The sequence below is a fragment of the Streptomyces sp. NPDC055103 genome (assembly GCF_053607625.1).
Map to the genome: position 1 here is coordinate 13,146 of NZ_JBSGTX010000078.1, position 24,145 is coordinate 37,290.

Consider the following 24,145-nt stretch of genomic DNA (forward strand, 5'->3'; position numbering starts at 1 on the left):
CTCAGGCGGTGGCGCGGAGTACCGGCCCGGACGTCGGGAACGACGCGGATGAGGTGGCCTCGTCGCCGACCGAGCCCTCGATGGGCTTCCACTCCTTGATCAGAATGGATCCGGTGTACTTCGGGTTCGACGTGCCTACCACCGCATTGGTGGGGCGGACCTCGAACGCGACGACCGTGCCGAGCAGCGGCCACATGATGCTGTCGATCCGGGTGGCAGCGAAGTCCTGGAGGAACTCGCAGCCCAGCTCACCGGACTTGAGGCCGCCGATGACTTCCTTCCAGCCGGCGGAGGCATAGGTGGTGACGTCCTTCTCCTCCACCTCGACCGCGAGCTCGGCCTTGCGGGCGTACTCGGACAGGTCGGTTCCGTTGAGGCTGACGTACTCGGCCGTGAGGACCATCTTGGGCATGGGTGATCACCTGATTCCCAGAGAGACAGCGAACATGAAGGAGGGCGCCGTGCCGGTGATGGCCCAGGCGACCCGGTAATGCGTGTCGGTGATGGCCGCTGCGTCGGTGCGCAGCGTCTGCCCGCTGGCGGCCGTGGCCGCGTCGAACGTGAGGCGGGTGGTGGGTGTGGTCATGCCGGCCGCGTCGTCGGACTCGATGGAGACGGTGAGAGACGGCGTCGTTCCGGCGGCGGACAGGACGTGCAGCGCGGCGTAGAGGCGCTGCCCGGCTGCGACGGCGCCAAGGTTGAGGACGGTGCCGTTGCCGGTCGCGGTGCGGGCGGTCCCGGGCGGGTGCGCGATCTGCCCGCGCACCAGCGGCCAGCTGGACTTGGCGGTGCCAGACCAGGGGGCAACGTCGCCCACGGAGCCGAGGAGCTTGTAGTCGGAGCGCAGGGCCCGGGTGAGGTAGGCGAGGGATCCGACCTGCGCGGTGTTCGGGCACACGGTCCAGGGGCCGACGCCGCCGAGCTGGGCCCAGGACGCGTCGTCGATGAGGCTCGGGTCGCCTGCCTCCCACTGGCCCTCGGCGGAGATCTCGGCGGAGCCGATGCCGCCGATGAGCTCCTTCCACCCGGCCGAGCCGTAGTTGGTGACTTCCTTCTCTTCGTGTTCGGCGCCGAGCTCTACCTTGTTGCTTGCGCTGGTGAGGTCGGCCCCGACTGCGAAGGCCCGGACGTTGGTGAGGACCATGCTCATGGGCTGGGTGCCCCCTTTCCGATGACGCGGATGATGAGCTCGGCGCCGACGTACTGGGTGCCCTGGTGCTCGTACCAGCGGTATCCCTGGATGCGGGTCACGCGAAGGTCGTCGGCCAGGCCGCCGAGGGCGTACTCGCCCGGGGCTCCGCGGGCGGTCTCGATGGCCTGCTTGAGGGAGGCGGGGCCGGAGCCGTCGAGGAGCGCGTCGAGGACTTCCTGTCCGGCGCGGTCGTCGGCCCTGCCGACGAGGACACGGCAGGTGAACTCGCACTCGTCGAGCGCGCGGGCCATGGCCTTGTCGAACTCGACGGAGTACTCGCCGACGAAGAAATGTGGATGGCTCACGGCGTCCGGGATATACCCGGAGCACGTGAGCTTGGCGGTGCCCGCGGGCATGACGACCTGGCGGGCGGCGTCCGCGATCGCAGCGCGGACGGCGGACATGCGCATGGGTCCTCCTATCCGAAACCGGGGACGATGAAGTGCTCGATGAGGGCCCACACGTCGGGGTCGCGGCGCGATAGCCGTACGACGCCCCACTCCGCCGATCCGGTCACGCCCTCCGGGGAGTCTTTGCGGCGGAAGAGGCGGGCGGCCTGGATGAGCGCGGCCTGCTCGATCTCCTCCGGTACGACCGGCCAGCCCCACCTGGCGGTGACCCGGATCCGGCTGGAGCCGGTGCCCCAACTGGAGTTGGTGAGCAGGGCGGTGATGGGGCGCTCACGGGCGAGGGCGTTGTCCGGTGTGGTCTCGTAGTCGGTGACGGTCGACCAGGCGCCAGCCGTGCCGGTCTCGACGACGAGGCCGGTCGCGCTGCCGATGTCGTCGACGACTAGGCGCTCGCCGTCGTTGCCGCACACTGTCCGCCCGGCTGGGCGGTAGACGCGGACGGCGGCGGTCTCATCGAGGTAGAACCGGCGGCCGGTCGCCCGATCGATCCCCCGGCACGCTGCCGTGAGCGCGGTAGTCAGCAGGTTGTCCCGGCTCGTGTCGTCGTCGGCGAGGTTGAGCATCTCGCGCAGGTCGGCCAGGTCGGCGTACAGGGGGGCGACCACGGGTCAGGCCTTGCGGCGCGAGCGCGGCCGCGCCTCGGCCGTGTCCGGGGCGGCCGCGGTCTCCTCGTCCGGCTCCTGCTCGCCGTGGCCAGCGCCGGTGGTGTCCGGCTCGGTGACGGTCTCGGCGGCGCCGTAGCGCAGGAGCTGCTCGGCCTCGTCGTCGGGAAGGGTGATCTCGCCGTCCTTGTCGGGCCAGTCCTCGCCGTCCCGGGTCCCGCTGATCTTGATCCTCATGCGCACGCGCACGGTGGTGCTCCTTTCGGTGGTTGTGCCGGGGCGGGCCCTCGCGCGGGCCCGCCCCGGGCGGGGATCAGGCGGCGTTGCCGATGAAGTGCTTGATCGCGCCGGTCGTATCGACCTGGTCGCCGTCGCCGCGCAGGATCGCCCGGTACGTGATCAGGTCCGTGTTGAACGCGAAGTCGTCCGACCGCTCGAAGCGGAGCGACTCGACCTGACGGACGAAGTACGTGGAGAAGTCGCCGAAGAGGATCGACTTGGCGCCGAGGGCGACGGCCGGGACGTTCGGGTCGGTCCGGACCGGCTTGCCGAGGATCGTGTCCGGGCTGCCAGCCTGGAGGCCGGGCTGCCACAGGTACTGGCCGGTGGAGTCCTTGAGCTTACGGATCGCGGCCACGGTGGCGTCCCGCATGAGCCAGCCGCAGGAGCCGGACTGCCGGTACGGGGCGATGATCGAGTAGAAGAGATCGATCAGGTCGTCGCCGCCCGGGGCACCAGCCACCGACGCGGCACCAGTCTTTCCGAGCGTCGAGGCGGTCAGGACGCCGTTCGGCTTGGACGAACCATCGCCGGTGACGAGGTGCGTGCCGAAGCCGTTGCCGAGCGCGCGGCCGGCCTGCATCGCGAGGTAGCCGAGCAGGTCGACGGCGGTGTCGTTCGCCAGCTCGTGGGAGACCTGGAGCAGGAACCCGTACTTGTAGGCGTCCAGGCTGACCTGCCCGAACGTCGGCTCGTTCGCGGTCAGGGTCCCGGCCTCGGCGACGATGCCCGCGGACGCGGAGTGCGCGGTCGTCTTGGGGATCTGGAGCTGCTCGCCAGTCGCGGTGCGCAGGACCGTCGGCCCGGCGGCCAGGACGCCGGACGTCTCGATCATGTGCTGGACGAGACGGTTGTAGAAGCTGATCGGGACCGTGTTCGCGCCGGCGGCCGCGGTGAGCTTGGACAGGGTGCGCTGGTCCAGCGGCAGGGACTTGTCGGGGGCGACGTCCAGGGAGCGGCTCCCGGATGCGCCGGTGAGCCAGTCGCGGACCCGCTTGAGCTCCTGGTCGGCGGCGCTGCCCCGGGCCTCGGGGGCGGGCTCCTTCTCCAGGAGCTGGCGGAAAGTCTCGTCGGCGTCCTTGGTGCGCTGCTCGGCGGCGGCCAGGTCCTTCGCGCGGGCGTCGATGGCGTCGATCTCGCCGTTGAGCCGCTGGTAGGTCTGGTCCTCCTCGGCCGTGAGGTCGCGCTTCTCGGCCTCGGCGGTGTCGAGCAGGGCCTTGGTCTGCTCCCACAGCTTTCCGCGCTGCTCGTGGAGACGCTTGATGTACTCGGGCACGGTGCCCTCCTTGGGCATGACGACGACGCCCGTGCGGCCGGTGGCCGGGGCGTCAGGTGTGAATGGGGTGTCGAGGTGGGTGTCGCCCTGCCTCAGGGGGTGCGGCGCAGTTCCAGCTCGGCGCGCCGCCGCCGGATCGCGATGAGCGGGTGGGTGTCGCCCTGCCCGCTCGGCGCGAGGTCGATGAGGGTCGGGGGCTTGGCCCCCAGGAAGCGGCCGAGCTCGCCGGAGGCGGCAGCCGCGCGGACCTCGGCGAGGTCGGCGCCGGCCTTCTCGGCGAGCGACCGCAGACCGGTCGAGGTGTCCATGTAAGCGGGGGTGTTGACGGGAGCGACGTCGACGAGCGCGCCAGAGAGCAGGGTCCGCAGTGGGAACCCGTCCTCGGTCTGCGACCAGTCGTCGGCGAACGTGCGGAATGCGAAGCTGGAGCGGCGGACGTCGCCACGCTGGACGAGCTCGTAGACGTCCTCGCGGGAGGCCGGAACGTCGACGCTGTAGTCGAGGCCGGTGCCGTCGACGAGGAGCCGGAGCGTCTCGGCCTCGGTGGTGCCGAGGAGCCGGTTGTCGTCGTGGTTGTAGCGGGCCATCACGTCGGGCCAGCCGTCGCCCTCGCTCTTGGCGAAGAACGAGGCGTCGAGACGTTCGACGAACCCGCCGAGGTTCTGGCTCAGCTTGTTGAACTTCGCGGCGTAGCCCCCGATCTGGCGGGACTGCCCGCTGTTGGCGCGGACCTCGACGAGGCCGCGGGTGAAGCGGCGCTCAGCGTCGCCCATGGTCATACCTCCTGGGTCGGGGTCCCGGCCGGAAGGGCGGGGAGCGGTCCGTACATCTGGCCGACAGGGCCCTCGATCGGGGCCTTGTTCTCGGTGGCGCGGACCTCGTCGCGGTTCTGCCAGCCGTCGCGGATGGCCATGCCGTGCGCGTTGTATCGGTCCAGGAGCGAGGTGCGGATCATCGCGTCGACGTTGAACCGCACGTACTCCCGGCCGGGCATGAGGCGGGAGAACACGTTCTCCAGGCGGACCATCCACGGCCGCAGGGTCATCGCGGCCAGGTCGTTCGCCTCGGCCTCGACGTTGGCGTAGGTCATCGAGCCGCCGGAGTCGCCGCCGACCTTGGTCGGGGGGACGCCGTAGATCGCGGCGATCTGCGTGGCGTTGAGCCGGAGCGACTCGATGAACTGCGACTCCTCGGGGCTCACCGACAGGGCGGTGAAGTCCCAGTCGGAGCCGATGACGAGCGGCTTACGAGCCCGGATCCGGGCCGACAGACGGTCGGAGATCTCCTCCGAGTCCGCGGGGGTGATGGTGCGCTGGGAGTTCTTCAGGACGGCGGGCGGGGTGCCGCCGTTGGCGAACCAGGACTGGCCGTACTGCGTGATGGTCAGGCCGAACCCGATCGTCTGCGCGAACGCGGCCACCGGGGAGAGGCCCACGACGTGCCCGGGCAGGACGACCCACGGGATGTGGACGATGTCGCTCGTGTCGACATGCCGACCGCGCCAGTAGTAGACGGGACGGATCGGGTTGGTCTCGTCGACCCACACGTCGTCGGGGCTGAGCCACTCGATCATCGTCGGGAAGCCGAGGGCGTCCCGCTGGGTGATCAGGCCATAAGCGTTGCCGCGGAGCAGCATCGAGGTGAGGCACTTCGACAGCCACGTCACCAGATCGCCCTGCGTGTCCGGCGCCCAGAACAACTGGGGCACGAAGTTCAGCGGCTCCCGGGCGGAGCCGTCCCGGCGGAAGAGCTGCAACGGCAGCGTGGCCACCGACTCCGAGATGATCCGCACGCACGCGAACACCGGGATCAAGGTCAGGGCCCGCTCGGCGGACATCGCCGACGACGACGGGCCCCCCGCGGACCAGGGGAGCGAGGTGATCGCCCGCCTCGTGACCTGGCCGAGCCGCCGGAACGGTACGGCGAGCGCACGGGTCCAGCGCGGCATACCGCCACCTCCTCTCATCCGATGCTGTTGAGGACGTCGTAGTCGTCCAGGACGGCCGGCCCCTTGGCGAGCAGGGCCCAGCGGGCCTCGGTCACGGCGATGAGCGGGCCGACGTCGACGAGCGACGCCGTGCGGTCCAGGACCCAGGCGTCACCGACCCGGCGGGTCCGGCCGCCGTTGATGGCGGCGGTGAGCGGGGCCTGATCGATGTGGCGGACGGTGTCCTGGCGCAGCGCGTCGGCGAGCTGGCCGCACGCCTCGGTCATGTCCCCGCCGCGTAGGACGACGAGGTGCCCGCGGTGGGGCTGGTCCTTCTTCTCCGGCACGGTGATCCCCGCGGCGACGAGGTCGTCGACGAGCGATCCGGCCGGGGTGCCCGCCCCGGAGATCGCGACGACCAGCGGACGCCACAGGGCGGCGAGCCGGACGACGGCCGGGACCACCCATGCGGTACCGGCCCGGCGGTCGATGAGCTCCAGGTGCACGCGCCCGTCGGGCCGCCGGATCGCGACGCCGATGCTGGCGTGCTTGCGGTCCTGCGACACGTCGACCGCGAGCGCAAGTTCCTCGGCTGGCGGCCGCGACGTGGCGTCCACGAGCGCCGCCCACTCCGCCTTCGGGATGTTCGGGTCGTCCGGCGGCGTGCTCTTGCGCGTCCGGTTCAGGTACGCACGGTCGAACTCGGCCGGGTCCAGCTTCTCCAGCTCGGCCCGGATGGTGTCCTCGGTGACCGTGAACCCGAGCGCGGGCAGGGTGGCGTGCCAGGTGGCCGGGTCGTCCCGGGGCATGTCCTCGGGGGCGAACCACTCGAAGTACGCCGCGCGGGGCCGCGGCGCGGCCGGGTCCTCGGCGAGAGCGGCCCACATGGCCTCGACCAGCTCGCGGCCCTTGGCCCGCTTCTTGTTCAGCCACGCCGACCGCTCGGTGCCGCCCGCGCTCGCCCACCACAACTGGGCCATGGACCGGGTGAGCATCGCCGGGGAGAACGCCTGCTCCAGGCGGTCGTCTTCGTGGGCGAACGCCTCGTCGATGAACCCGAGGTCGAGCGGCGGGCCGTGGCCGGCCTTCTCCGTGTTGGCGGTGATGCCCATCCGGGAGCGGGTCGCGCCCCACAGGATCGCCTCGTTGCCGTTGGACTTGCGGATCCGAGCCCGCTTCGCCAGCGGCGAGGCGGAGATCTTCTCCCAGAACTCGTCCTCCCAGCGCTGCCGGGCCATGCCCCGTGTCTGCGCGGCATAGATGATGTTCTGCCGAGGGAAGGCGAGCGCACGGTGCACCTGGGCGCCGAGGGTGAGCTCGGTCTTGCCCTGCTGGCGGGACACCGACAGGCCGACCTCGCGGTGCACGAACAGACCAGTTGCCGGGTCAACTTCGAGGGCCACGTCGGTGACGTACTTCTGCCACGGCATCGGCGGGGCGCCGAGCGCGGCCATCACCTTCCACAGCTTCGGCCCCAGGCTGGGGAAGTCCGGATTGCGCGGGGTGCCCCAGCGCGGCGGACAAGTGAGCCCGTACCGCTCCAGGAGGTCGGCAGCGAACGCCGGCGGCGGCGCCCAGGTCTCAGACAGCTCCGAGGTCGCCGAGGTCGTCATCGTCGTCATCCACGGTCCGCCCCTCCAGCAGCGCGGTCACAGTCGCCCGCAGCTCGCGCGTCAGCTGGGGCAGCGTGCGCGGGTCCACGGGGAGGCGGACGAGCGCGCCGCACTCGTCGCAGGGCACGGGGCGCTGCCCGTCGATGTGTCCGGCCAGCCGTACGGCGGTGGCCGCGAGGGTCGGCTCCATGCCGGTGAGGTCGCCGAGTTGGTCGATGTCGTCAGCGAGGGCGGCGCTCACCGGGCCGAGGTCCTCGTCGTCCTGGTGCTCGACGAGCTCGGGCATCTGCTGCTCGTTGCCGAGCGTGGTCGTGGGCGGGAGGAGCGCGGTGACGCTCGCGCCGAGAACGACGGCCAGGGCAACGAGCTCGTCGGCGTCCACGCGCCGAGTGCCGGCCTCGATCCTGGAGAGGATCGGCTGCGACACGGCGACGCCCTCGGCTGCGAGCCGGACCACGACGTCCCCCTGGTCCCAGCCGCGGGCCTCGCGGAGCCGGGCCACGGCCTGGCCGACGTGGTGCCCGGCGGGGCCGATCTCGGAGGCGCGTGCTGCCATCGTCCGCCTCCCCTCGCATCGGTGGCCCAGACATCGCATATGGGCTGGTCAGGGCCGGGGGGAGAAAAATAAAAGCTGGGCGCGGGGCTGGGAAGAGGCCCGGCCCAAAAAGGCGGGGCGCTGCCGAGAGATCAGGCGCCGTCCTTGTCCGGCCAGAGCCACTGAGGACGGCCGTACAACTGGTGCTCGACCATCTCGCTCCGCTCCTTGCCAGAGGTGAGCTTGAGGGGTCGCTCGCCGTTGGCCCAGTCCCACGCGTCCTTGGCCGGCACGGGGCCGCAGCCGGTGACGTCCACGGGGTCTGAGGGCGAGTTGGTCAGGGGCAGGAGGAGCGCGGAGGGCGACACCCCGAACGCGACGGCCAGCGCCGCCAGGTCGTCCGCCGTGACTACGCGCTCGTCCTTCTCTATGCGGGTGATGCCGGACGGGGGGATGGAGCGCCCCTGGCGCTCCAGCAGCGCCGAGAGCTGGCGAGTCGTGAGGCCGCGGCGCTCGCGGAGCCGCGCGAGATTGGTTGCGACCGTCTTGCCAGTGGGGCCTACCTCGATCGCGCGGCGACCGCGCTGCTGCTCCGTCATGCTCCGTTCGCCCATTCCTTAGCTCTGCTCTTAGGGTCCGGCGTACCAGTCGCGGCTGGTGTTGAGGGTGGCGGCCGCACTCATCGGCTTGTCGCTCTTCTCGCCGTTGCAGTTGTGGCCGCAGGTGGGGCAGCGGTTGACGCCGTGGGCGGGGGCCCAGTTGTCGGGGTCGCGGGGGTTGCCGCCCTTGCTGACGGGGGTGATGTGGTCAATGACGTCGGCGCCGGCGTGGCCGCAGAGGTGGCACACGTCCTGCTCTGCGAGGAAGGCGGCGCGGCTCTTGCGGTATCCGTACTCGGTGAGGTCGGTCCGCTTGGCCACAGTCACCCCCCGACATGACGAAGGCCCGCACGGTGGCGGGCCTGTCGGTGTCCGGGCATGCCGGTCCGGGGTCAGTGTGACACGGGTTTGAACGCTGATCAAGCGGCGTTCTTGGCGCGTTGGATGGCCTCGATCTCGTCGATGTCGACGATGGCTCGGCCCCAGTAGTCGTGGCCGTGGTTGGTCAGCTTGCCGCGCTGGAGCCACTTCCGCATGGTGGCGGGTTTGACGTTGGTGCCCAGGGCGGCGGCGGCGGTGTCAACGAGTCTGCTCACGGGTCCACGGTGCCATGGTCAGACGGCAGTGTGGGGAGGTCGCTCGGTGGTGGACCGTAGGTGTCGAGGACTTCCTCGACGTGGTCCTGGAGCTCACGCCCCGCGTAGAACCACTCTCGCTGTCCTGGGACGCGCAGGGCGACGAACTGGCGGTGGCGCTCAGTCTCCTTGGCGTGGCTTCCCGGTTCCACAGCGAGGACCTCCTCAGGAAGGAGCGCGGCCATGCGGCCGTACAAGTCGACGGTGGTTCCGATCTTTACGAGCGGGCCGCGGCGGATGTAGTAGACCTGGCCGTCAACTCGCTCCCTGGCGGACCTGCCGCGGGGCGGCTCGACTCCCGCCTGCATGCGGTCGTAGCGGGCGTGCCCGAGGCGGATGGCCATCCTGACGGTGTCCTCGTCCGGGTCCGTGACGTTGCCCAGGCCACCCGAGAGATCGAAGAGGGCCTGCAGGATCTCGCGGAGCGCGGGGTCGTCTTGGTCGATGAGGCGGCCAGCGGGCTTCAGGTTCTCAGGGGCCATCGGGGCGGCCTGAGTGTCGGGGCCCCAGATGTGTTGGGGACTATCCTCGTACACGTCGATCTCCTCTGTAGATCGGCCGTGCCCTGGAACGGTTGCTGCCGTTGCCGGGGCTTGCAATTGTGCGCCCCGCCGTGCCGGGTGTCCGGCAGAGCGGGGCGGGGTCCGAGTCGCGGGCAGCCAGCCGCAGCGGATGGGACTGCCGTCCACGGTAGCTGCGGCCACTGACAGTTGGGGCTACGGCCGCCACGCGTCCTGGTAGTCGGGGTGGTCGGCGTACGGCAGGGCAAGCAGGCGGAGCGTCCGGCATCCGTCGCTGGCACCGCAGATGGGGCAGTTGGTGAGTTCTCGGCATGGGTCGGTGCCGCACTCGCCACACCATGTGCCCAGCTCGAACCAGTCCCAGATGGTGGTGTGCTTGTCGGAGGGGCCGTGCTCGCGGGCGATCTGCCGCTTGGCGTCGACCTCGGCCAGCACCCGCGCGGGGTCGTAACGGGCGATGTGCTGGGAGAGTTCGGCGTCCAGCTCGGCGGTGACCTTCGATTCACCTTTGCCGCGCTGGAGCAGCAGGTACTGCGAACCCCACAGGTACTCGGCGGTCTCGATGCGGTCGTAGCTGACGGCGCGTGCGGTCTGCTCGTCGTCGTCGAGGCGGGCGCGGAGGAACGCGATCAGGTCGTCCATGGGGTCATCCTCTCGTGTCAGTGGCCGCAGCCGGGTCGTGTCCACCAGCCGCAGGTCTCGCAGTACGTCACGGGGGCTCCTCAGGGGGTCTTGCTCACGGTGTGGTGGAGGCGTTCGGTCGGGTCGGTGACGGTCTGGCCCCAGGGCCAGCGGCGGATGCCCTTGGTGTTGTTGTTGTCGTCCTGACCTGCGTCAACAACGGTCTCTGGGGCGGTCGGAGTGGGGGAGGGGAGGGGCGGGAAGTCGGCGGCCTTGATGCCTGTTGAGGAGCCGCGGCCCTTCATGCGGCAGGGGCCGATCGGGATGCCGGCCTCGGTGAGGGCTTCTCGTGCATGGGCGGGGGAGAGGTCGAGGTGCTCGGCGAGGGCGGCAAGGTGGGCGTGTGGGGCGCCGATGTGGTGGAGGGCAGTGGCGAGCTCGTCGACGTCGGGGAGGGGCGTGCTGTCGGCGGTCTCCTCCTCCAGCTCCTCGACGGCTGGGGCGGCGGTCGGGAGGGGATGGCGGAGGCCGATGGTGATCGCGGCGAGGAGCCATCCGGCGGCCGTGAGGGTGGCGATGTGGGTGGTCCACGGGAGGCCCTTGATGAACCCGCAGGCGAGCAGCAGGCCCAGGAGGCGGGCGGCGACTCCCCTGCGGAGCCACTCCCCCACGTGTCCGGCCAGCGTGCTGGAGCCGACCCAGATGGCGATCCAGACGCGCATGTCAGCCTCCGATCATGGCGAGTGCGGCCTTGGCCAGCTCGCACGGGATGGCCCAGATGGCGCCGCCGCCGGTGGCGGGCCAGACGATGCCGGCGATGAATCCGAGGACGGCGCCGAAGACGGGGCTCATGGACGCGAACAGCATGATGATCAGCAGGATCAGTGCGACCGCGCCAAGCTGGACGTCGCCGAACGGGCCGCCCGCGCCCTGGCCGACGCCGAGGCCGCCGAGGCCCTGGCCGATGACCTTCTCGGGGTTGGCCCACATCTGGCCTGCGGCGGAGAACGCGGTGGCGGCGAGGAACGCCGTAGCGATGGCCGGGTTGTCCTTCAGCTTGACCTTGCCCTTGCTGCGGACGCCGAGGACGAGGAGGACGGCCAGGGCGAGGGCGAGGCCTCCGGCTCCGAGGCCGCCGAAGACGGCTGCGGGGGCGGCGATCGTGGTCACTGGAGGGCTCCGGGGGTGTGGAGGGCGAGGGCGAGGAGGATGGTGGCGGACGGGATGTGTGCGGCCCAGTCGGCGCCGTCGCGAACCTCGGGGATGGCTGCGGCGGGGACGAGGCGCAGGAGCCACGTGGCGAGCCACCAGGCGACAACCCAGAGCAGGAGGGCGAACCCAATGGCGCCGGGGCCGGCTTCGACGAGCTGGGACTGGACGGCGGGGCCGAGGCCGAGGGTCCAGCCGACGGCGGCGGCGGTGCCACGGCGGAGGACCCACCAGCGGAGGCGGGCCCGGCGGGGGCTGGCGGGCGTGGGCGGGGCGGTGGGCCGGATGGTGACGTGGACGCCGGTCTGGGGCTCGGGCTCCGGTGTGGGGGTGTCGCGGACGCTCCACCAGCGGCGCCGCTCCGTCGCCTCGACGTCGGCGGGCGGCTGGTCGTCGGGGTCGTAGAGGTTGTCCCACCAGTCCGGGGCAGTCACGCGGGCCTCCGGAGGCTCCGGAGCGTCCGGGAGACGGACCCCTCCTTGGCGTTGGCGTCGACGACTTTGCGGACGTAGCGGAGGACGGCATCCGGGTCGGTGATGCCGCAGGAGAGCGCGGTCCGGACGGCTTCCGCCATGGTCACAGGCCCGGAGGCGGGGAGCTCCGAAGCACCCTCCGGGGTCTCCTCCTCGTCCTCCGGAGGCTCCGGAGCAGTCTCCGGAGAGGCCTGGAGGGCGGTCTGCTCGGCGGCGACGAGGCCGCGGGCGCGGGCGAGGTCGCGGCGGACGGGGACGAGCGCGAGCTGTCCCTCGGCCTCGGCGCGCTGGGCGTCGACCCACTGCTGTGTGCGCGGGTCGAGTCGGTGGGCGAAGCTGCGCAGGACGAGGGTCCACATCCACTTCGCGAGGCCGGACACGGCGGCGCCGATGATGCCGACCGTGAGGGAGCCCTCAGTGTGGCCGTGGGCGGCGATGGCGAGCATGGCGATGGCGAGCGCGACCCATCCGGCCTTGCGGGGTGCGGCGGCGCGGGCGGGGTCGTAGCGGGCGAGCCACTCCAGGGCCATGCAGCCGATCCACATGAGGTCGAAGACGCCGGCGGCGGCGTAGGCCGCGGCCGGGGGGACGTCGACGGTGAGGAGGGCGCCGATGCTGACGGTGGACCAGGCGACGGAGGCGAGTCCGATGAGTCCGGATCCGGTGAGGACGGCGGTTCGGACGGTGCGGTCCCAGTCGCGGGGCGGGATGGTGACCTGGACGTCGTAGGGCTCGTCGATGAGGACGGTGCGGCCGTCGATGGTGTGGGGGACCTTGCGGGTCTCGCGGAGGGTACGGGTGCGCATCAGGAGCGCACCTCCTTGGCGGCCTTGTGGAGCCACAGGGCGTACTCACCGCGGGTGACGACCTGGCCATCGACGAAGGGCATGCAGCGCAGCAGCTGGCGTTCCAGCTCGACGGCGGCGTCTTCGTTGTCCGGGTGGGTGGTGTCGGCGACGGTGAGGGCGACGGCAAGGCGCTGGCCGGCGGTCATGAGGTGGCCGGGCTGCCGCTGGTTGAGCTTGTCGGCGATGTGTCGGAGGCCGTCGCGGATGTGGTCGTCGAGGCGGGCCTGGCGGAGGGCTTCGTCCTGCTGGGTGAGGTGGGTACGCTCGGGCATGGCCTTCTCCTGTCGTGTGCAGGGGTGGGCTGGCCCCGGCCGGTCTGACCACCGACCGGGGCCGTTCTGTTGTGCTGGATCCAACGTAGCGACCTCCTAGCCATATGGCTAGTAGGTCAGGGAAGATGGTGCCATGACCGAGCCCGAAGGAGGGCCAGAGATGCTGTCGTTGCGCGCACTCGCGGACCGTCTGGTCGCTGACGGAGTCGTGGAGAAGATCAGCCATCAGAGGGTTTCCCAGCTGGCGAGGGAGGACCCCGCGTTCCCGCCGGTGGTGAAGATCGGCCGGGCGAGCGCCGTGGACTACCGGTTGGCGCGCCCCTACTTCGCGGGTCGGATCACGCGTCCTGGGTGGCGAACGGATGTCCACGGCAAGCCGCCGGCCGCCGAGTAGCGCGAGGCCCCCGTCCGGATCGTCCGGCGGGGGCTTCGTCGTGTCTGGACGCTCTCAGGCGGCTGCCTGCTGGGTGTCGTGGTCGATGAGCTGCTTGAGCTGGGTCCAGGTGGCGGGCGGGTAGGTAGTGGTGCACCACCGGCAGGTGACGAGTTGCTCGCCGGGCTGGAGGCGGAGGGTGGCTCCGCAGAGGGTGCCGTCGGCGTGCTCGGCCGGGCAGTGGCCGAGGCGGAGGCCGGTAGGGCGTTCGCGGGCGCCGGTGATGGTGGCGATGTCGCGTTCGAGGTCGCGGATCTCGTGGGCGAGGTCGCCGGCCTCGGGCCAGCAGGTGCTGATCCAGTCGGTGGAGTGGAGGAGCGCGCCGGCGGCGAGTGCGACGCGGTTGGTGATGCCCACGCCGGGGGTGGGCGCCGCCCAGCGGCGGGCGGCGTGGAGGGCGGCGCGCCAGTCTTCGAGGACGCCGACGATGCCGCCGGGGCCGCGCAGGTTGAGGACGGGCTCGGAGACGGGCATGGGCGCCTCGGCGTGGCCCGTACGTCCGCCGCTGGGTTCGCGGGTGGCCGAGGGGGCGAGGAAGGGCTCCAGGGCGTTGTAGAGGCGCGGCATGCGCTGGAGCCGGTCGGCAAGGGATCGGGTGCAGCCGGGGCAGAGGTAGCCGTGCTCGACGGGGGTCTCGCACATGCCGCAGTCGGTCATCGGGTCACGCGTCCTTCCGAGCGGGGGTCTGGCCGTGCTGGTCGAGGACGGCGCGAATGTGGCGCAGGCAGGCTAGGTAGCCGCCTGTCAGGTCCGTGCTGGTCGGGGTGCCGCGGACGGCGGCCTCGATGCGGTCGCACTCGTCGCGCACGGCGGCAAGCTCGGCCTCGGCCCGGTCGGCGCGCTCCCCGTTCTCGATGGCCCGCTCGGCGTACTGGGCAGCCATGCGCACGGCCTGCCCGTCCTCGCTGCTGGCGGCGACGAGGAGCTTCATGCGCTCCATCTCGGCGTCCCGAACGCTCAGGACGGCGTCGGCGTGCGCGTACCAGACACTTCGGGCGTGCTCCCATTCGGTGCCGTCCGCGAGGAACGCCTTGGATCCGGCGTGCCCGGCAAGGGCTTCGGCGTACTGCTGGCGGAGGTCGTTGATGCCGGGCCGGTCCATTGGCTGTACGCGCTGGGTGCCGCGCAGCGACGTCCACGCCCGGTTGATGGCCTCGCGGCATTCGGTGGTGCACTGCTGGGTGCAGGCGTCGCGGATGCACGCGGCGGGGGTGGTCATGAGCGGGCCTCCTCGGCCATCCGGCGGAGCTCGGTGGCAGCGGCCTGGGCGCCCCAGTCCCATGCCTCGTCGTGGGAGTCCGCGTCCGAGCAGTCGCCGGTGGGGATGCCGTCGATGGAGTCGGCGGCTTCGTGGAGGACGGCGGCGCGGTACGCGTTGAGGAGAGTGTTCACGTGATCCGTGTAGCCGTACCGGTCGGCGTATTCGAGCAGTGCGGCGCGGGCCTCGCTGGTGGTGGGCTGGGTCATCGGGTTTCGTCCTCCACGGTCCAGGTGGTCGTCTCCCGCACGAGGCGGGTGGGCATGTCGGGGTAGCGGCGCTTCAAGCCCTCCCGGCCGCTGAGAGCTGCTTCGCGGTCCCGCTGGTATCCGGTGCAGGGGTTCCACTCGTCCGCGTCGTAGCCCTCGACGTGCCACCGGGTCTGCGGCGGCCGGGCCTCGGTGTCGTGTGCTTCGGCCGGCTGCCCAACAGCGGGGGCTTCCCGGGCGACGTCGACCACGAACCGGCCGCAGTGCGCGCAGGCCTCCCAGGGGTCGATGCTGTCGATGGTGAGAGGCACTTCCGCGCCGGGGTGAGCGGCGCAGGTGAGGCAGTAGGCGCGTCCCTTGCCGTCGCTGTACGCCGCGGCGGTCGGCTGCTGTCCGCTGGCGGTGCGGGCGGCGTCCCGGATCCCGGCAACCACCTCCTCCACGCGGTCCAGCGGGACGTAGACGCCGTCGTTGAGGCCGGTGGTACGGATGACGGTGACGGGCTTCTGGTCGTCGTCGATGTCGTGCCGGGCGATGAGCTTGTCGCCGGTTTCGGGGTCGCGGTACTCGAAGGTCATGGTGGGCGGGTCAGGCGGCGGGGGTGCGGATGGCGGCTTCGAGTTCGGCGCGGTGTGCGGCTTGTTCGCCGGGGGTCCATCCGGGGGGTGGGCTGGGGGAGTGGAAGTTGCCGCCGAAGGTGCCGTCGGGCCATTCCTCGTAGGCGAGGTGCGGATCGAGGGGCTGCGGCTCGGCCGGGGTCATGCGGCGGCCTGCTGCTGGCCAGCACGCTGCTCGGCCTCGGCCAGGATGGCGACGAGCCGGCGGCGGATGGGGCTGGTGTTGATGCGGCCGGTGGCGTCGTGCTCGGGCGGGATGTAGCCGTTCCAGTTGTCGCGGCCGAGCTGTTCGGTGACGCGCTCGACGAGGTCGGGGTAGCGGGCGATGATCTGCACGCGGGCGGCGCATCGGGCGGCGGCCTCGCGGCTGGTCTGCTTGATGAACGCGGCGAGGTCCTGCTGCTGTCGCATTGCGGACACGTCGGCCTCGGTCACGCTCGCGGTGATCGCGGGGGTGGCGGGGGCCTGTCCGGTGGCGACGTTCCGGCGGTGGGTGCGGAGCGTGCGGAGGTACAGGGGCACGTTGTTCGGGTCGGCTGCGGGCGGTTCGGTCTCGGCGTCGACGGACACGAGGGCGGCACGGGCGCGGCGGACCTCGGTGGCGATCTCGCCGGGGGCAACGAACGGCTGCCGGCGGGCGACCGCGGCGGCGGCGGTCTTGGCCTCGTCGAGGGAGTAGTCGTTGAGGACGTCGTACCAGGCGTCGGGGCTGTACTCGTCGAACTTCTGCTGGGGGCAGAGGGCTCGGACGTAGCCGACCAGGATGACGGTTTCTTCGTCGGTCACGATGTCTCCTTCTGCTGCATGCGGGCGCGGGCGCGGGCCATGGCGCGGCTGAGTGGGTCTTCGGTGGGGGTGCCGGGGCGGATGGGAACGATGTCGGCGCCTGTGGCGGCCTGGCGGAGTTCGGAGAGGGCGAACTGCAGGGTGCCGCCGGTGATGGGCTTGGCGAGGTCGCCGAGGCGTGTGAGGGCGTCCCAGAGGGTGGCGGGTGCGAGACCGTTGGTGAGGGCGTCGGCGATGGCCCTTCGGATGGTGCTCTTGTTCTGGGCAGTGGTATGGCCGTACTGCTCCCACCACTTGCTGAGCATCTGGTCCGGGAGCGCGGCAGCAGGGGGTACTACCGGTCCGTTGGTACTTCTGTAACTACTGAGGGCAGCTCCTGCCCTAGAGGGGGTCATCTCCTGCCCTAGAGCTAGGGCATCTCCTGCCCTAGGTTGGGGCATCTCCTGCCCTACCGTTTCGTCGGGTAGGGCATCTCCTGCCCTAGCTTCGGAGTCGTCGTCGGCAGGCAAGATGACCGACTTCGGAACGAGGATCTTGTACTTCGTCGTCGCCTTCTCCGCACGAGCCCTTGCCACCGACGGCCGACCCCGGTGCAGCCAGCCCCCCTCCTCCAGGAGGTCAAGGTGCGTACGCACCGCGCCCCTGGAGAGGCCGGTCGCCTTCTCCAGGACGGTGAGGGAGGGCTGCAGGCGGTCGGGAATGATGCCGGTCCGTACGTCCGCCCACGTGGCGATCGTCAGCCCCAGGTGCCGCGACGGCGGCTTAAGCTCACTGGCGCGGATGGCTCGCTCGTACTCGAACCGGGTCGGCATGCGCGGCTTCTTCCTGGAGTGCGGGGAGGGTGGTTCGGTGGCCCGGGGCGCACGGCCCCGGGCGGGGGATCAGGCGGCCTGGCGGCGGAGCGCTCGGAGTTCGCGTTGCCGTTCCCGCTTGGCGATGTTCGCGGCGTTGTTGGCCTCGCGGCACGCGTCGTCGACGGGCTCCTTGTGGCGTAGGTGCCGCTCGTACGCCGCTCGGGTGCCGCACGGCGCGAGCGCCTTACCGCCGGTGTGCTGCCGTGGCGTCGGGTCCGGCATGGGCGGCCGGCCAGCACGGCGACGGGCCCACCGCTGACTGGGGGTGAGGCCGCCGCGGATCCCAAACCGGTTGTCCTTCGTCCTACCGCCCTCCTCGTCGAGGGCTTCGGTGAGGCAGACAAGCCGGACCGGGCAGGTGGCACAGACGGCAACCGCGGCAGCGCTGGCCGTGCGGTTGCCCGGGTCGGGGAACATGGCGTCGGGTGCGACGCGGAGGCACGCGGCTGCCATGCGCCAGTCGGGTGCCTGATCGAGGCTGGTTCCGCGGGTACTCACGCGGCCACCCCCCTCTGCCGGGCGTACGACAGGGCGCGCTCCAGGTGGTCCCGGGTGATGCCGAGCCGGTTCGCGGCCTGCGCCCGGGTGTAGCCCTGCGCCTGCTCCAGCCACGTGGCGTCCTCGGTGATCGCCACATACCGGGCGACTTCCTCACCCACGTCGGGTGTCGCGGCGGGGCTGTCGATGTAGTCGTCGTCCCACGCGGCCGGCGGCACCCAGCCGTTGGCCACGGCGAGGACGCAGGCCTCCTTCGCCCACCGCTGGCCAACGCCGCGCGTGCAGGGGTCGACGTTCCACAACTGCTCGTACAGATCCCGGACAGTGCGCGCGGTCGAACTGCGGGCCGTCGTGCAGGCCCCGTGCAGCTGGTCGTTGACCGACATCTTGTCGACTCCGGCCCGGCGAGCCAGGTCGATCTGCGGCCAGCCGACGGCGACAAGGCCCTGCAGACGGCGTCGGGTTCCGGTGTTGTCGACGAGCGCGGACGGGGCGGCGAGGTCGAGCGACGGCCGGATGGTGAGGATCCGGTCAGCGGTCTGGGTACGGATTCGCCGCGACGGGCCGCGCTGCTCGCCCCGTCCGTACAGCAGACGGGAGAGACTGCCGTTCGACATGCCGGCCAGGACGCGGGTCCGCTGGATGCCGATGCCGAAGGTCGACAGCATCCGGATGTGCGCGCGGACCGGGTCGGCGTCGACGTACGGCTGCCAGCGGCCGTAGGCGATGAGCCGGGTCCGGGTGTTCGTGTAGTCGCGGCTGACCTTGCGGCACGGGTCGCACTTGCAGCCGTACCCCTTGACGCGCGACAGGGTGCCGTGCGCCGGAAGGTTGGAGCCCGCGGCCGGGAGGGGGGTCATCCCGGCCGCGGGGGTCTCGATGGTGGTCACGCGTCCTCCTTGTCGAGGTCGAGTACGCGGCGCGCTTCGGGCAGGAGCGGTTCGCCCTGGTTGCCGGTGGCGTCGAGCAGCTGGTCCGTCAGGCGGTCGATGGTGCGGCGGTACGCGACGGACTGGCGGCGCTCGCGGGCGACGGCGCGCAGGGCGCGGTGCAGACGTTGCTGCTGGTCCTCGTAGCAGCGGCGACCAAGCGGCAGATGGCCGCTCTCGGTCCAGGCCTCGATCAGGCGGAGCGCCTGATCGTGCTGCTCCGGGGTGATGGCGGCGATGAACTGGTCGGCCAGCTGCTCACGGAACACGTCGCCCATGCCGGAGCCCCACAGGGACCAGTCGATGAGGGACCACAGCTCCGTGTGCTCGACCTCAACCGTGGGGTGCTGTTCCCGCGCGGCAGTGAGCTGGGCCTCGGCCTGGCGCTGCTCGATGCGGGCCTCGCACGTCGCGGCCTCGGCCTCGTCGACGAGGTGCCACACGGCTGTCACAGCCAGGTCCACGTTGGCCTGCGCGCGGCGGCGGGAGATGAAGGGGAGTCGCATCACGCCACCTCGTCCTTGTCGACGGGGCCGGCGAGGATCTCGGCGGCGGTCACGCGCTGCACCGTCACCGCGAGCTCGGGGCTGCCGTGGTCCAGTTCCTCGGACGCGTACGGCATGGCGTACAGGACGTCGGAGGCGATCAGGCGGCAGATCTCACCCGTCGCACGGGCGACGAGCATGGTCTGCGGCTGCTTCTTCCACTCCGACTTCCCAGTGAGGCCCAGCAGGGCGGCGCGTTCGAGCGTCCACGTCACCTCCTGCCACTCGTCGCTGCCCTTTCGGCGGCCGCGCATGATGCAGTGCTCCGGGCTGGAGTCGACGAGCTCGACCTCGTGACCGTGGGACTGGACGAGGCCGCGCATGGCGTGGGCCCGGAGGGCGGGCGTTCCCTGGATGACGTCCATCGAGCGGAGCGTGGCCATCGGCTGCAGCCCGAGCTCCTGCCCGGCGAGGATCGCGGCGGTGATGTCCTCGGGCTTGCCGCGCAGGGACTGCGGGACGAACGAGGTGCGGGCGAGGGACTCGGCAACGAGTGCGGCCTGTCGGGCCTCGTTCGCCCAGAGGATCAGCGCGGACGACGGCGGCTCGGGTGTCGGGGCGGGTACGGCGGGGGTGTTGCTGTCGGGGATGGCGATCTCGTTCACAGGTACTCCTCGTCGCGCTTGGCGGCCCACGGGGGAAGGGACAGGTAGAGGGGCTGGCTGTCGGTGACGTAGCCGGGCCAGCGGCCGGACGCGACGCACTCGGCGTAGACCTGGAGGGCGCGGCGGTTCCGGCCGGCGCCGATCGCCATGGCCTCCACGTCCAGCTCGACCACGGTGATCAGGTACGGGGCGGTCTTCTCCTGGAACACCAAGAGGAAGGCGGCCTGCTCGTCGCCGAGGCCGAGCGCGCGGACGCCGTCGAGGTACCAGGCGGCCTGCTGGTGGTAGCCGTACGAGTCGACCGACCGGGCGATCGCCTCCGGCGACGCGTCAGCGGTGGTCTTGTAGTCCGGCACGATCAGCCGGCCGCCGCGCGGGTGCGGCAGCCAGTCGAACCGGACCCGACGCATCACGCCCGTCAGCTCGTCACGCCAGAATCCGGACACCTCCGGGCGGCCTGAGCCCGGCGCGAACAGGGCGGATGCGATCGGGTGGCGGCGGATCACGTCCGCCATGTCGTGGACCCGGTCGTAGTCGGCGGCCAGCAGCGCCAGCCCACCGGCCGCGGCGACCGCATCGCGCTCCTCGCGGGCCGCCTTCGTCCGCCAGTCGTCCGCCTCGATCGCCACGAGCTCCGGGCCGTCGCCGAGGACGACGCGGTGGGCGGCCGTTCCGAAGTCGAACACGGCCCGGCGCGGCTGGGGGTGGTCCTGCTCGTACCGGAACAGGGCGGGGGCGGCGAGGATCCGGCGGGCGCCCGTCGACGACAGGGAACCGCGGTCCGCGTGATACGCCTCTGCTGGAAGGTCCGGGTACAGGCCGGGCTCGATGCCCGGCATGGTGGTGGTGCTCATGCGGTGGTCCTGACGGTGTAGTAGCGGCGCGTCGGGGTGGTGTCGACGAGGACGAGGACGCCCTCGCGGGCGAGCTGGGCCAGGTCGCGGCGGGCGGTGCGGCGCAGGGGCGCTTCGTAGCCGAGCTGCCGGTACAGGCGCTGCACGCGGCGGGTGGTCCACTCGCCGCCCTGCGCGAGGGCGGTGGCCTGGAGGAGGATTAGGCGGCGGTCGTCGCTCACGCGGCACCCCCGCACGTGCAGTCCTCGAACGTGCCCTTGCAGCGCGGGCAGCGGCCGGTTCGGGCGAAGGCATCGATCTCCGCCAGGGCGGCGCGCTGGCGAAGCCGAGCCCGATAGTCTTTGTTGGCCTGGCTGTTTGCGGCAGTGCAAGCCGTGCACCGACAGCCGCGGTTTCGGTAGGTCGACGCCTTCCCATGCCCCGCACTGTCAGCGCCTACCGGGTCGGCAGACCAACGGGCACGCCTCTCCCCAGCGTTGATCCGATGGGCGTTTTGGCAGTCGTCACAGCGGCAGCCCTTGGCGTACGTGACGTAGTGACCATGCCCATGGTCGACAGGCGGACGGCCCCGGCCGTGCTTTGGCTGCGACGCGGTGATGCCGAGCATGGCAAGCAGGAGGCGACAGTCGTCGGCGTCAGCCGCGCGAGAGGCGATGGCAAGCGCAGCATGGCGCTCGGATTTGCCGGCAGTCACAGCGCCTCCTCGTCCCGCTGGTGGGGGATGGCGGGGAGGTCACGGCCGAGGGCGTAGTCGTGGTGGTTCGGTCCGTCGTGCGGGTCCTCCTGCTGGCGGGCCTGCCACCGGGCGATCTCGCTGGCCGAGAAGGTGGGGAGCGCGTCGTACGGGTCCTCCGCCTGCCGCTTCTCCAGCTCGGCGATCCGGTCCCGCTGCACCCACAGCTGTACGGCCGCGTCGGACAGGGCCTCGTTCGTCGAGTGCCGTTCCGCCTCCAGCTCAGCCACCCGGGCACGGAGCTGCTGAGTCACGGCCTGCTCCTGCTTCAGCCAGCCCGCGTAGGAGTCGCGCTCCTCGACGTGCCGGAGGATGCCCTCGCCGTACGCCTGCGCCCGCTCCCGAGCCGACCGCCACGCCAACCGAAGCCGCGCGTTCTCCTGCTCTTCCTCCCACCGGGCCAGGCACGCGCCGGTGATGTCGTTCCGCAGCTGCCGCGCCTCGGACCGCAGACGGCCGTTCTCGGACCGCAGCCGGTACAGCTCCGACACCCCGGTCTCGTCGTCGCGGACCGCGCCACGGGACAGCTTGTCCGCCATCCGCGCCACGGCCTCGGCCTTCGATCGGTTCTCGCGGTTCGACTTGCCGAACTCGCCCGCCTTCTTGCCGAGCCACTCGATGACCTGCGCGTCCCGCTCGGCCAGCGCCTCAGCGCGCACCGAAGCGACGATCTCGCGGGCAATCTGCTCCGACCAGCCACCGTTCACGAACGCCTGCACGGCGTCCTCGCGGGCGCTCATGCGGCCACCGCCTCGGCGGCCGCGACCAGGCCGTAGCCGGTCAGGCACACGTCGGTCGGTCCGACCTTCGCGTCGATCCTCAGGTAGTCGTCGCCGCCGGCGTTCTTCAACTCCGCCGTGTCCGCCGGGAAGCCCAGCGCCTCGCGCCACGCCTCGAACGCGCCAGGCGTACCGCACTGCACGTTGAGCGCGACGGTCTCGCGGTAGGCGCCGATCGTTACGTACGGGGCGGGCAGGTCCGGGTTCGCGAGAGCCTTCTCCCGCAGCAACTCCAAGACCGCGATCTGCTGGCTGACGGTAGGGTTGTTCATGGATCCACTCCATTCAGTGGGTTCGAGGGGTCGCAGGGACCGGGCATGGTCCAGCGGCCCCGTTCTTTTTGGGGTCAGGCGGCGCGCGGAACCGGGATGGTGGGCGTGGTGGCCTGACGGGGGTGGGCGGTGGCAAACACCGCACGGATCTGCTCGCGCTGTTCGGCGCGAAGCGGGGGAGCGGCGTCTACAGCTCGCTCAATTGCCGCGACGGCGTTCGAGCCAAGCCGCTTACGGGCGGCCGCCATGCTGAACGCGGCACTCACGCTGTGTCCGTGAGGCGGAGGTGCGACCGGTTGGAGTCGGCGCGTTCGGAGGGGATGAAGAGGACCAAGAGGTCCACGCCGATCCGCTGGGCAATCCGCTGAGCGGTGGTGGCCGAGACGGTGTCCCTCGTGCCGGTGAGAAGCATCCCGATGATGCCGTGGGAGATGCCTGCGTCCTTGGCCAGCCGGCGGCCGGTGACGGCCGATCCGGTGCCGGTGCGCTGCATGAGGGTGCGCAGCAGGTCGGCGCTGACGAGCCTGTATTTGGGTGCGTCTTCGATCACGTTTACCACCATGAACGGGTTGTTGTTCTGGGTGAACAAGACCCACTGTGGCACACGGTGAACAGGATGTCCACCAGAAACAACAGAGTTGCGTCGATCCAGCCAAGGAACCGAGTGCCACTAGCGCTCGTCGTTGTTTTTCGTGGACAATCCGTTCAGCGCACGCGATGGCGCATGCGCTCCACCTGGGGGTTTTCGCCATACGCACCGCGAGTCACATGGACACCCCACAGCCCATGACATGACACGGAGTGGCAGGATGAGCCTCATGGCTACCGAAGATCGAACGTCTGCGGCGGCGCGGACTGATCTCTCAGACCTCGTGCGGGACCGCAGAGCCGAGCTCCGGCTGAGCCTCCGCGCGGTCGAAGCTCGCACCGTCGACCCGGCCACCGGCGAACCGCTCTGCAAGTACAGCTGGATCAACAAGCTGGAAAAGGGGCTTGCGATCGTGCCGCCGGCGTACGAACAGCTTGAGGCTCTTGCGGCGGCGCTCGACGTCTCGCTCGGACGCGTACAAGATGCTGCCGGCGCCCAGTTCTTTCGTATCGACACGGTGTGGAGCGTGAGCGGTGAGGCCCGCGCGCTGGCCATCCAGGCTGACCGCATGACGTCCGAACAGCGGGAGCAGTTGATGCGGCTGATCGACACCATCGCGGGGTCGGAAAAGACCTGAGGCATATGTCATTGGCCAGGGATGCCACGCTCCGTGATTCATGCGTGCAGGGTGTAGTCAAATCCCTGGCCTGAGTGGCAGCATGAGTGATCCGCCTGGGGGGCGAGTAGTTCCGGTAGCCTGCGTTTGTCGTTCGGTTCGAACTGGTGATCGAACGATGCGGGGTCAAGGCGATGGGGGCCACATGGCTGACGAAGGAACGGCGAAGCACAAGCAGCGTGAGCAGCGGCCATCAGTCCGCATCCAGCTCGTACCCAAGAAGGAGATGCCAGACGGCCGCCGCGTCGTCCCCGTCGAAGTCGACGGAGCCCTCGTCTGGGCCGTCGACGAAGCGGAGATGGGTGAAGAACTCCGAGACGAGTTCAACCGTCTCCTCGACTACGTGATCGGCTGTGGCCTGTGGGGCCAGAACTGGGGCGGAGAAACGATTCCGCCCCAACGCGACTGACCCCGCCCTCAGGAGTTCACCCCGCGGAGCTTTCAGCCGTGGGGCCTTCCTGTTTTAGAAGCGCATTTCGTCAGGCTTCGATCTGGC

General features: G+C 71.0%; 40 protein-coding genes. 3 read left to right on the plus strand and 37 right to left on the minus strand.

All coding sequences use genetic code 11. The features are described 5' to 3' along the window. Position 1: 1 nt before the first annotated feature. The 20 genes from ACWFR1_RS34065 to ACWFR1_RS34160 form a co-directional block, all read right to left on the minus strand. Positions 2-412, minus strand: coding sequence for a hypothetical protein (locus tag ACWFR1_RS34065; protein WP_453558133.1), 411 nt, complete (start codon positions 410-412; stop codon positions 2-4). Between the two features lie 6 nt (positions 413-418). Beyond that, a complete protein-coding gene (locus tag ACWFR1_RS34070) occupies positions 419-1,150 on the minus strand; it encodes a hypothetical protein (RefSeq protein ID WP_453558136.1) in 732 nt (243 codons plus the stop codon). Then, entirely contained in the window at positions 1,147-1,602 is a 456-nt protein-coding gene (locus tag ACWFR1_RS34075; RefSeq protein ID WP_453558138.1) for a hypothetical protein, read from the minus strand. Before ACWFR1_RS34075 ends, ACWFR1_RS34070 begins: the two co-directional genes overlap by 4 nt. 8 nt (positions 1,603-1,610) lie before the next feature. Next, a complete protein-coding gene (locus tag ACWFR1_RS34080) occupies positions 1,611-2,207 on the minus strand; it encodes a phage gp6-like head-tail connector protein (RefSeq protein ID WP_453558141.1) in 597 nt (198 codons plus the stop codon). A 3-nt stretch (positions 2,208-2,210) separates the two neighbouring features. Further along, positions 2,211-2,453, minus strand: coding sequence for a hypothetical protein (locus ACWFR1_RS34085; protein ID WP_453558144.1), 243 nt, complete (start codon positions 2,451-2,453; stop codon positions 2,211-2,213). A 64-nt stretch (positions 2,454-2,517) separates the two neighbouring features. Further along, positions 2,518-3,759 (minus strand): phage major capsid protein, encoded by a 1,242-nt coding sequence (locus ACWFR1_RS34090; RefSeq protein ID WP_453558147.1) that lies wholly within the window; start codon positions 3,757-3,759, stop codon positions 2,518-2,520. Positions 3,760-3,851: 92 nt separating this feature from the next. Then, positions 3,852-4,532: an HK97 family phage prohead protease gene (locus ACWFR1_RS34095; RefSeq protein WP_453558149.1), complete on the minus strand. Its 681-nt coding sequence runs from the start codon at positions 4,530-4,532 to the stop codon at positions 3,852-3,854. 2 nt (positions 4,533-4,534) lie between these two features. Beyond that, positions 4,535-5,707 (minus strand): phage portal protein, encoded by a 1,173-nt coding sequence (locus tag ACWFR1_RS34100; RefSeq protein ID WP_453558152.1) that lies wholly within the window; start codon positions 5,705-5,707, stop codon positions 4,535-4,537. Positions 5,708-5,721: 14 nt separating this feature from the next. Continuing rightward, positions 5,722-7,308 (minus strand): terminase large subunit domain-containing protein, encoded by a 1,587-nt coding sequence (locus tag ACWFR1_RS34105; RefSeq protein ID WP_453558155.1) that lies wholly within the window; start codon positions 7,306-7,308, stop codon positions 5,722-5,724. Further along, entirely contained in the window at positions 7,268-7,855 is a 588-nt protein-coding gene (locus ACWFR1_RS34110; protein WP_453558157.1) for a helix-turn-helix domain-containing protein, read from the minus strand. Before ACWFR1_RS34110 ends, ACWFR1_RS34105 begins: the two co-directional genes overlap by 41 nt. Before the next feature lie 131 nt (positions 7,856-7,986). After that, positions 7,987-8,433, minus strand: coding sequence for a helix-turn-helix domain-containing protein (locus ACWFR1_RS34115; protein ID WP_453558158.1), 447 nt, complete (start codon positions 8,431-8,433; stop codon positions 7,987-7,989). A 30-nt stretch (positions 8,434-8,463) separates the two neighbouring features. After that, a complete protein-coding gene (locus ACWFR1_RS34120; protein WP_453558161.1) occupies positions 8,464-8,754 on the minus strand; it encodes an HNH endonuclease in 291 nt (96 codons plus the stop codon). 98 nt (positions 8,755-8,852) lie between these two features. After that, a complete protein-coding gene (locus ACWFR1_RS34125) occupies positions 8,853-9,029 on the minus strand; it encodes a hypothetical protein (protein ID WP_453558163.1) in 177 nt (58 codons plus the stop codon). Then, on the minus strand, positions 9,026-9,550 hold the full coding sequence (locus ACWFR1_RS34130) for a GIY-YIG nuclease family protein (RefSeq protein ID WP_453558165.1): 525 nt from the start codon (positions 9,548-9,550) through the stop codon (positions 9,026-9,028). The genes ACWFR1_RS34125 and ACWFR1_RS34130 overlap by 4 nt, the downstream gene beginning before the upstream one ends. A gap of 234 nt (positions 9,551-9,784) precedes the next feature. Continuing rightward, a complete protein-coding gene (locus ACWFR1_RS34135) occupies positions 9,785-10,231 on the minus strand; it encodes a DUF6221 family protein (RefSeq protein WP_453558167.1) in 447 nt (148 codons plus the stop codon). Positions 10,232-10,311: 80 nt separating this feature from the next. After that, positions 10,312-10,932, minus strand: coding sequence for a hypothetical protein (locus ACWFR1_RS34140; protein WP_453558169.1), 621 nt, complete (start codon positions 10,930-10,932; stop codon positions 10,312-10,314). Position 10,933: 1 nt separating this feature from the next. Next, positions 10,934-11,380: a hypothetical protein gene (locus tag ACWFR1_RS34145; protein WP_453558171.1), complete on the minus strand. Its 447-nt coding sequence runs from the start codon at positions 11,378-11,380 to the stop codon at positions 10,934-10,936. After that, the gene (locus tag ACWFR1_RS34150) at positions 11,377-11,853 is read right to left on the minus strand and encodes a hypothetical protein (protein WP_453558174.1); all 477 of its coding nucleotides are present in this window, start codon (positions 11,851-11,853) and stop codon (positions 11,377-11,379) included. Before ACWFR1_RS34150 ends, ACWFR1_RS34145 begins: the two co-directional genes overlap by 4 nt. After that, on the minus strand, positions 11,850-12,698 hold the full coding sequence (locus ACWFR1_RS34155) for a protein transporter Sec31 (RefSeq protein WP_453558176.1): 849 nt from the start codon (positions 12,696-12,698) through the stop codon (positions 11,850-11,852). The genes ACWFR1_RS34150 and ACWFR1_RS34155 overlap by 4 nt, the downstream gene beginning before the upstream one ends. Then, a complete protein-coding gene (locus tag ACWFR1_RS34160) occupies positions 12,698-13,012 on the minus strand; it encodes a hypothetical protein (protein ID WP_453558179.1) in 315 nt (104 codons plus the stop codon). The genes ACWFR1_RS34155 and ACWFR1_RS34160 overlap by 1 nt, the downstream gene beginning before the upstream one ends. A gap of 133 nt (positions 13,013-13,145) precedes the next feature. Between ACWFR1_RS34160 and ACWFR1_RS34165 the strand changes: the two genes are divergently transcribed. After that, positions 13,146-13,406 carry a hypothetical protein gene (locus ACWFR1_RS34165; protein WP_453558182.1) on the plus strand — a complete coding sequence of 87 codons (261 nt, stop codon included), beginning with the start codon at positions 13,146-13,148 and terminating at the stop codon, positions 13,404-13,406. 54 nt (positions 13,407-13,460) lie between these two features. Here ACWFR1_RS34165 and ACWFR1_RS34170 read toward each other — a convergent pair whose 3' ends face one another. The 17 genes from ACWFR1_RS34170 to ACWFR1_RS34250 form a co-directional block, all read right to left on the minus strand. Continuing rightward, entirely contained in the window at positions 13,461-14,102 is a 642-nt protein-coding gene (locus tag ACWFR1_RS34170) for a hypothetical protein (RefSeq protein ID WP_453558184.1), read from the minus strand. A 4-nt stretch (positions 14,103-14,106) separates the two neighbouring features. After that, positions 14,107-14,664, minus strand: a complete 558-nt coding sequence (locus ACWFR1_RS34175; RefSeq protein WP_453558187.1) for a hypothetical protein — start codon at positions 14,662-14,664, stop codon at positions 14,107-14,109. Next, positions 14,661-14,912: a hypothetical protein gene (locus tag ACWFR1_RS34180; RefSeq protein ID WP_453558189.1), complete on the minus strand. Its 252-nt coding sequence runs from the start codon at positions 14,910-14,912 to the stop codon at positions 14,661-14,663. The genes ACWFR1_RS34175 and ACWFR1_RS34180 overlap by 4 nt, the downstream gene beginning before the upstream one ends. Next, positions 14,909-15,490, minus strand: a complete 582-nt coding sequence (locus ACWFR1_RS34185; RefSeq protein ID WP_453558192.1) for a hypothetical protein — start codon at positions 15,488-15,490, stop codon at positions 14,909-14,911. Before ACWFR1_RS34185 ends, ACWFR1_RS34180 begins: the two co-directional genes overlap by 4 nt. Positions 15,491-15,500: 10 nt before the next feature. Further along, positions 15,501-15,674, minus strand: a complete 174-nt coding sequence (locus ACWFR1_RS34190) for a hypothetical protein (RefSeq protein WP_453558194.1) — start codon at positions 15,672-15,674, stop codon at positions 15,501-15,503. Continuing rightward, positions 15,671-16,315: a hypothetical protein gene (locus ACWFR1_RS34195; RefSeq protein WP_453558197.1), complete on the minus strand. Its 645-nt coding sequence runs from the start codon at positions 16,313-16,315 to the stop codon at positions 15,671-15,673. Before ACWFR1_RS34195 ends, ACWFR1_RS34190 begins: the two co-directional genes overlap by 4 nt. Further along, positions 16,312-17,127 carry a hypothetical protein gene (locus tag ACWFR1_RS34200; protein WP_453558199.1) on the minus strand — a complete coding sequence of 272 codons (816 nt, stop codon included), beginning with the start codon at positions 17,125-17,127 and terminating at the stop codon, positions 16,312-16,314. The genes ACWFR1_RS34195 and ACWFR1_RS34200 overlap by 4 nt, the downstream gene beginning before the upstream one ends. 69 nt (positions 17,128-17,196) lie before the next feature. Next, positions 17,197-17,667 carry a WhiB family transcriptional regulator gene (locus tag ACWFR1_RS34205; RefSeq protein ID WP_453558202.1) on the minus strand — a complete coding sequence of 157 codons (471 nt, stop codon included), beginning with the start codon at positions 17,665-17,667 and terminating at the stop codon, positions 17,197-17,199. Continuing rightward, positions 17,664-18,557, minus strand: a complete 894-nt coding sequence (locus ACWFR1_RS34210) for a hypothetical protein (RefSeq protein WP_453558205.1) — start codon at positions 18,555-18,557, stop codon at positions 17,664-17,666. The genes ACWFR1_RS34205 and ACWFR1_RS34210 overlap by 4 nt, the downstream gene beginning before the upstream one ends. Beyond that, positions 18,554-19,105 (minus strand): hypothetical protein, encoded by a 552-nt coding sequence (locus tag ACWFR1_RS34215; protein WP_453558207.1) that lies wholly within the window; start codon positions 19,103-19,105, stop codon positions 18,554-18,556. The genes ACWFR1_RS34210 and ACWFR1_RS34215 overlap by 4 nt, the downstream gene beginning before the upstream one ends. Continuing rightward, positions 19,102-19,746 carry a hypothetical protein gene (locus ACWFR1_RS34220; RefSeq protein WP_453558210.1) on the minus strand — a complete coding sequence of 215 codons (645 nt, stop codon included), beginning with the start codon at positions 19,744-19,746 and terminating at the stop codon, positions 19,102-19,104. Before ACWFR1_RS34220 ends, ACWFR1_RS34215 begins: the two co-directional genes overlap by 4 nt. After that, positions 19,743-20,600: a PD-(D/E)XK nuclease-like domain-containing protein gene (locus ACWFR1_RS34225; protein ID WP_453558213.1), complete on the minus strand. Its 858-nt coding sequence runs from the start codon at positions 20,598-20,600 to the stop codon at positions 19,743-19,745. Before ACWFR1_RS34225 ends, ACWFR1_RS34220 begins: the two co-directional genes overlap by 4 nt. Beyond that, positions 20,597-20,746, minus strand: a complete 150-nt coding sequence (locus tag ACWFR1_RS34230) for a hypothetical protein (RefSeq protein WP_453558215.1) — start codon at positions 20,744-20,746, stop codon at positions 20,597-20,599. Before ACWFR1_RS34230 ends, ACWFR1_RS34225 begins: the two co-directional genes overlap by 4 nt. Positions 20,747-21,290: 544 nt before the next feature. After that, entirely contained in the window at positions 21,291-22,073 is a 783-nt protein-coding gene (locus tag ACWFR1_RS34235; RefSeq protein WP_453558217.1) for a hypothetical protein, read from the minus strand. Then, on the minus strand, positions 22,070-22,384 hold the full coding sequence (locus tag ACWFR1_RS34240) for a hypothetical protein (RefSeq protein ID WP_453558220.1): 315 nt from the start codon (positions 22,382-22,384) through the stop codon (positions 22,070-22,072). Before ACWFR1_RS34240 ends, ACWFR1_RS34235 begins: the two co-directional genes overlap by 4 nt. Before the next feature lie 74 nt (positions 22,385-22,458). Next, positions 22,459-22,650, minus strand: coding sequence for a hypothetical protein (locus tag ACWFR1_RS34245; RefSeq protein ID WP_453558223.1), 192 nt, complete (start codon positions 22,648-22,650; stop codon positions 22,459-22,461). Next, positions 22,647-22,934: a helix-turn-helix domain-containing protein gene (locus tag ACWFR1_RS34250; protein WP_453558225.1), complete on the minus strand. Its 288-nt coding sequence runs from the start codon at positions 22,932-22,934 to the stop codon at positions 22,647-22,649. Before ACWFR1_RS34250 ends, ACWFR1_RS34245 begins: the two co-directional genes overlap by 4 nt. Positions 22,935-23,202: 268 nt before the next feature. Here ACWFR1_RS34250 and ACWFR1_RS34255 point away from each other — a divergent pair, with 268 nt between their 5' ends. Together ACWFR1_RS34255 and ACWFR1_RS34260 are read left to right on the plus strand one after the other, a co-directional pair. Beyond that, positions 23,203-23,610: an XRE family transcriptional regulator gene (locus tag ACWFR1_RS34255; protein WP_453558228.1), complete on the plus strand. Its 408-nt coding sequence runs from the start codon at positions 23,203-23,205 to the stop codon at positions 23,608-23,610. Between the two features lie 184 nt (positions 23,611-23,794). Then, positions 23,795-24,058, plus strand: coding sequence for a hypothetical protein (locus ACWFR1_RS34260; protein WP_453558231.1), 264 nt, complete (start codon positions 23,795-23,797; stop codon positions 24,056-24,058). The last annotated feature ends 87 nt before the right edge of the window (positions 24,059-24,145 follow it).

Coding starts and splice junctions, on each gene's coding strand:
- ACWFR1_RS34065 (WP_453558133.1), bottom strand. CDS start 412: ATGCCCAAGATGGTCCTCACGGCCGAGTACGTCAGCCTCAACGGAACC.
- ACWFR1_RS34070 (WP_453558136.1), bottom strand. CDS start 1,150: ATGAGCATGGTCCTCACCAACGTCCGGGCCTTCGCAGTCGGGGCCGAC.
- ACWFR1_RS34075 (WP_453558138.1), bottom strand. CDS start 1,602: ATGCGCATGTCCGCCGTCCGCGCTGCGATCGCGGACGCCGCCCGCCAG.
- ACWFR1_RS34095 (WP_453558149.1), bottom strand. CDS start 4,532: ATGGGCGACGCTGAGCGCCGCTTCACCCGCGGCCTCGTCGAGGTCCGC.
- ACWFR1_RS34100 (WP_453558152.1), bottom strand. CDS start 5,707: ATGCCGCGCTGGACCCGTGCGCTCGCCGTACCGTTCCGGCGGCTCGGC.
- ACWFR1_RS34105 (WP_453558155.1), bottom strand. CDS start 7,308: ATGACGACGATGACGACCTCGGCGACCTCGGAGCTGTCTGAGACCTGG.
- ACWFR1_RS34110 (WP_453558157.1), bottom strand. CDS start 7,855: ATGGCAGCACGCGCCTCCGAGATCGGCCCCGCCGGGCACCACGTCGGC.
- ACWFR1_RS34115 (WP_453558158.1), bottom strand. CDS start 8,433: ATGACGGAGCAGCAGCGCGGTCGCCGCGCGATCGAGGTAGGCCCCACT.
- ACWFR1_RS34130 (WP_453558165.1), bottom strand. CDS start 9,550: ATGGCCCCTGAGAACCTGAAGCCCGCTGGCCGCCTCATCGACCAAGAC.
- ACWFR1_RS34135 (WP_453558167.1), bottom strand. CDS start 10,231: ATGGACGACCTGATCGCGTTCCTCCGCGCCCGCCTCGACGACGACGAG.
- ACWFR1_RS34140 (WP_453558169.1), bottom strand. CDS start 10,932: ATGCGCGTCTGGATCGCCATCTGGGTCGGCTCCAGCACGCTGGCCGGA.
- ACWFR1_RS34155 (WP_453558176.1), bottom strand. CDS start 12,698: ATGCGCACCCGTACCCTCCGCGAGACCCGCAAGGTCCCCCACACCATC.
- ACWFR1_RS34160 (WP_453558179.1), bottom strand. CDS start 13,012: ATGCCCGAGCGTACCCACCTCACCCAGCAGGACGAAGCCCTCCGCCAG.
- ACWFR1_RS34165 (WP_453558182.1), top strand. CDS start 13,146: ATGACCGAGCCCGAAGGAGGGCCAGAGATGCTGTCGTTGCGCGCACTC.
- ACWFR1_RS34170 (WP_453558184.1), bottom strand. CDS start 14,102: ATGACCGACTGCGGCATGTGCGAGACCCCCGTCGAGCACGGCTACCTC.
- ACWFR1_RS34175 (WP_453558187.1), bottom strand. CDS start 14,664: ATGACCACCCCCGCCGCGTGCATCCGCGACGCCTGCACCCAGCAGTGC.
- ACWFR1_RS34180 (WP_453558189.1), bottom strand. CDS start 14,912: ATGACCCAGCCCACCACCAGCGAGGCCCGCGCCGCACTGCTCGAATAC.
- ACWFR1_RS34185 (WP_453558192.1), bottom strand. CDS start 15,490: ATGACCTTCGAGTACCGCGACCCCGAAACCGGCGACAAGCTCATCGCC.
- ACWFR1_RS34190 (WP_453558194.1), bottom strand. CDS start 15,674: ATGACCCCGGCCGAGCCGCAGCCCCTCGATCCGCACCTCGCCTACGAG.
- ACWFR1_RS34200 (WP_453558199.1), bottom strand. CDS start 17,127: ATGCCGACCCGGTTCGAGTACGAGCGAGCCATCCGCGCCAGTGAGCTT.
- ACWFR1_RS34225 (WP_453558213.1), bottom strand. CDS start 20,600: ATGAGCACCACCACCATGCCGGGCATCGAGCCCGGCCTGTACCCGGAC.
- ACWFR1_RS34235 (WP_453558217.1), bottom strand. CDS start 22,073: ATGAGCGCCCGCGAGGACGCCGTGCAGGCGTTCGTGAACGGTGGCTGG.
- ACWFR1_RS34240 (WP_453558220.1), bottom strand. CDS start 22,384: ATGAACAACCCTACCGTCAGCCAGCAGATCGCGGTCTTGGAGTTGCTG.
- ACWFR1_RS34255 (WP_453558228.1), top strand. CDS start 23,203: ATGGCTACCGAAGATCGAACGTCTGCGGCGGCGCGGACTGATCTCTCA.
- ACWFR1_RS34260 (WP_453558231.1), top strand. CDS start 23,795: ATGGCTGACGAAGGAACGGCGAAGCACAAGCAGCGTGAGCAGCGGCCA.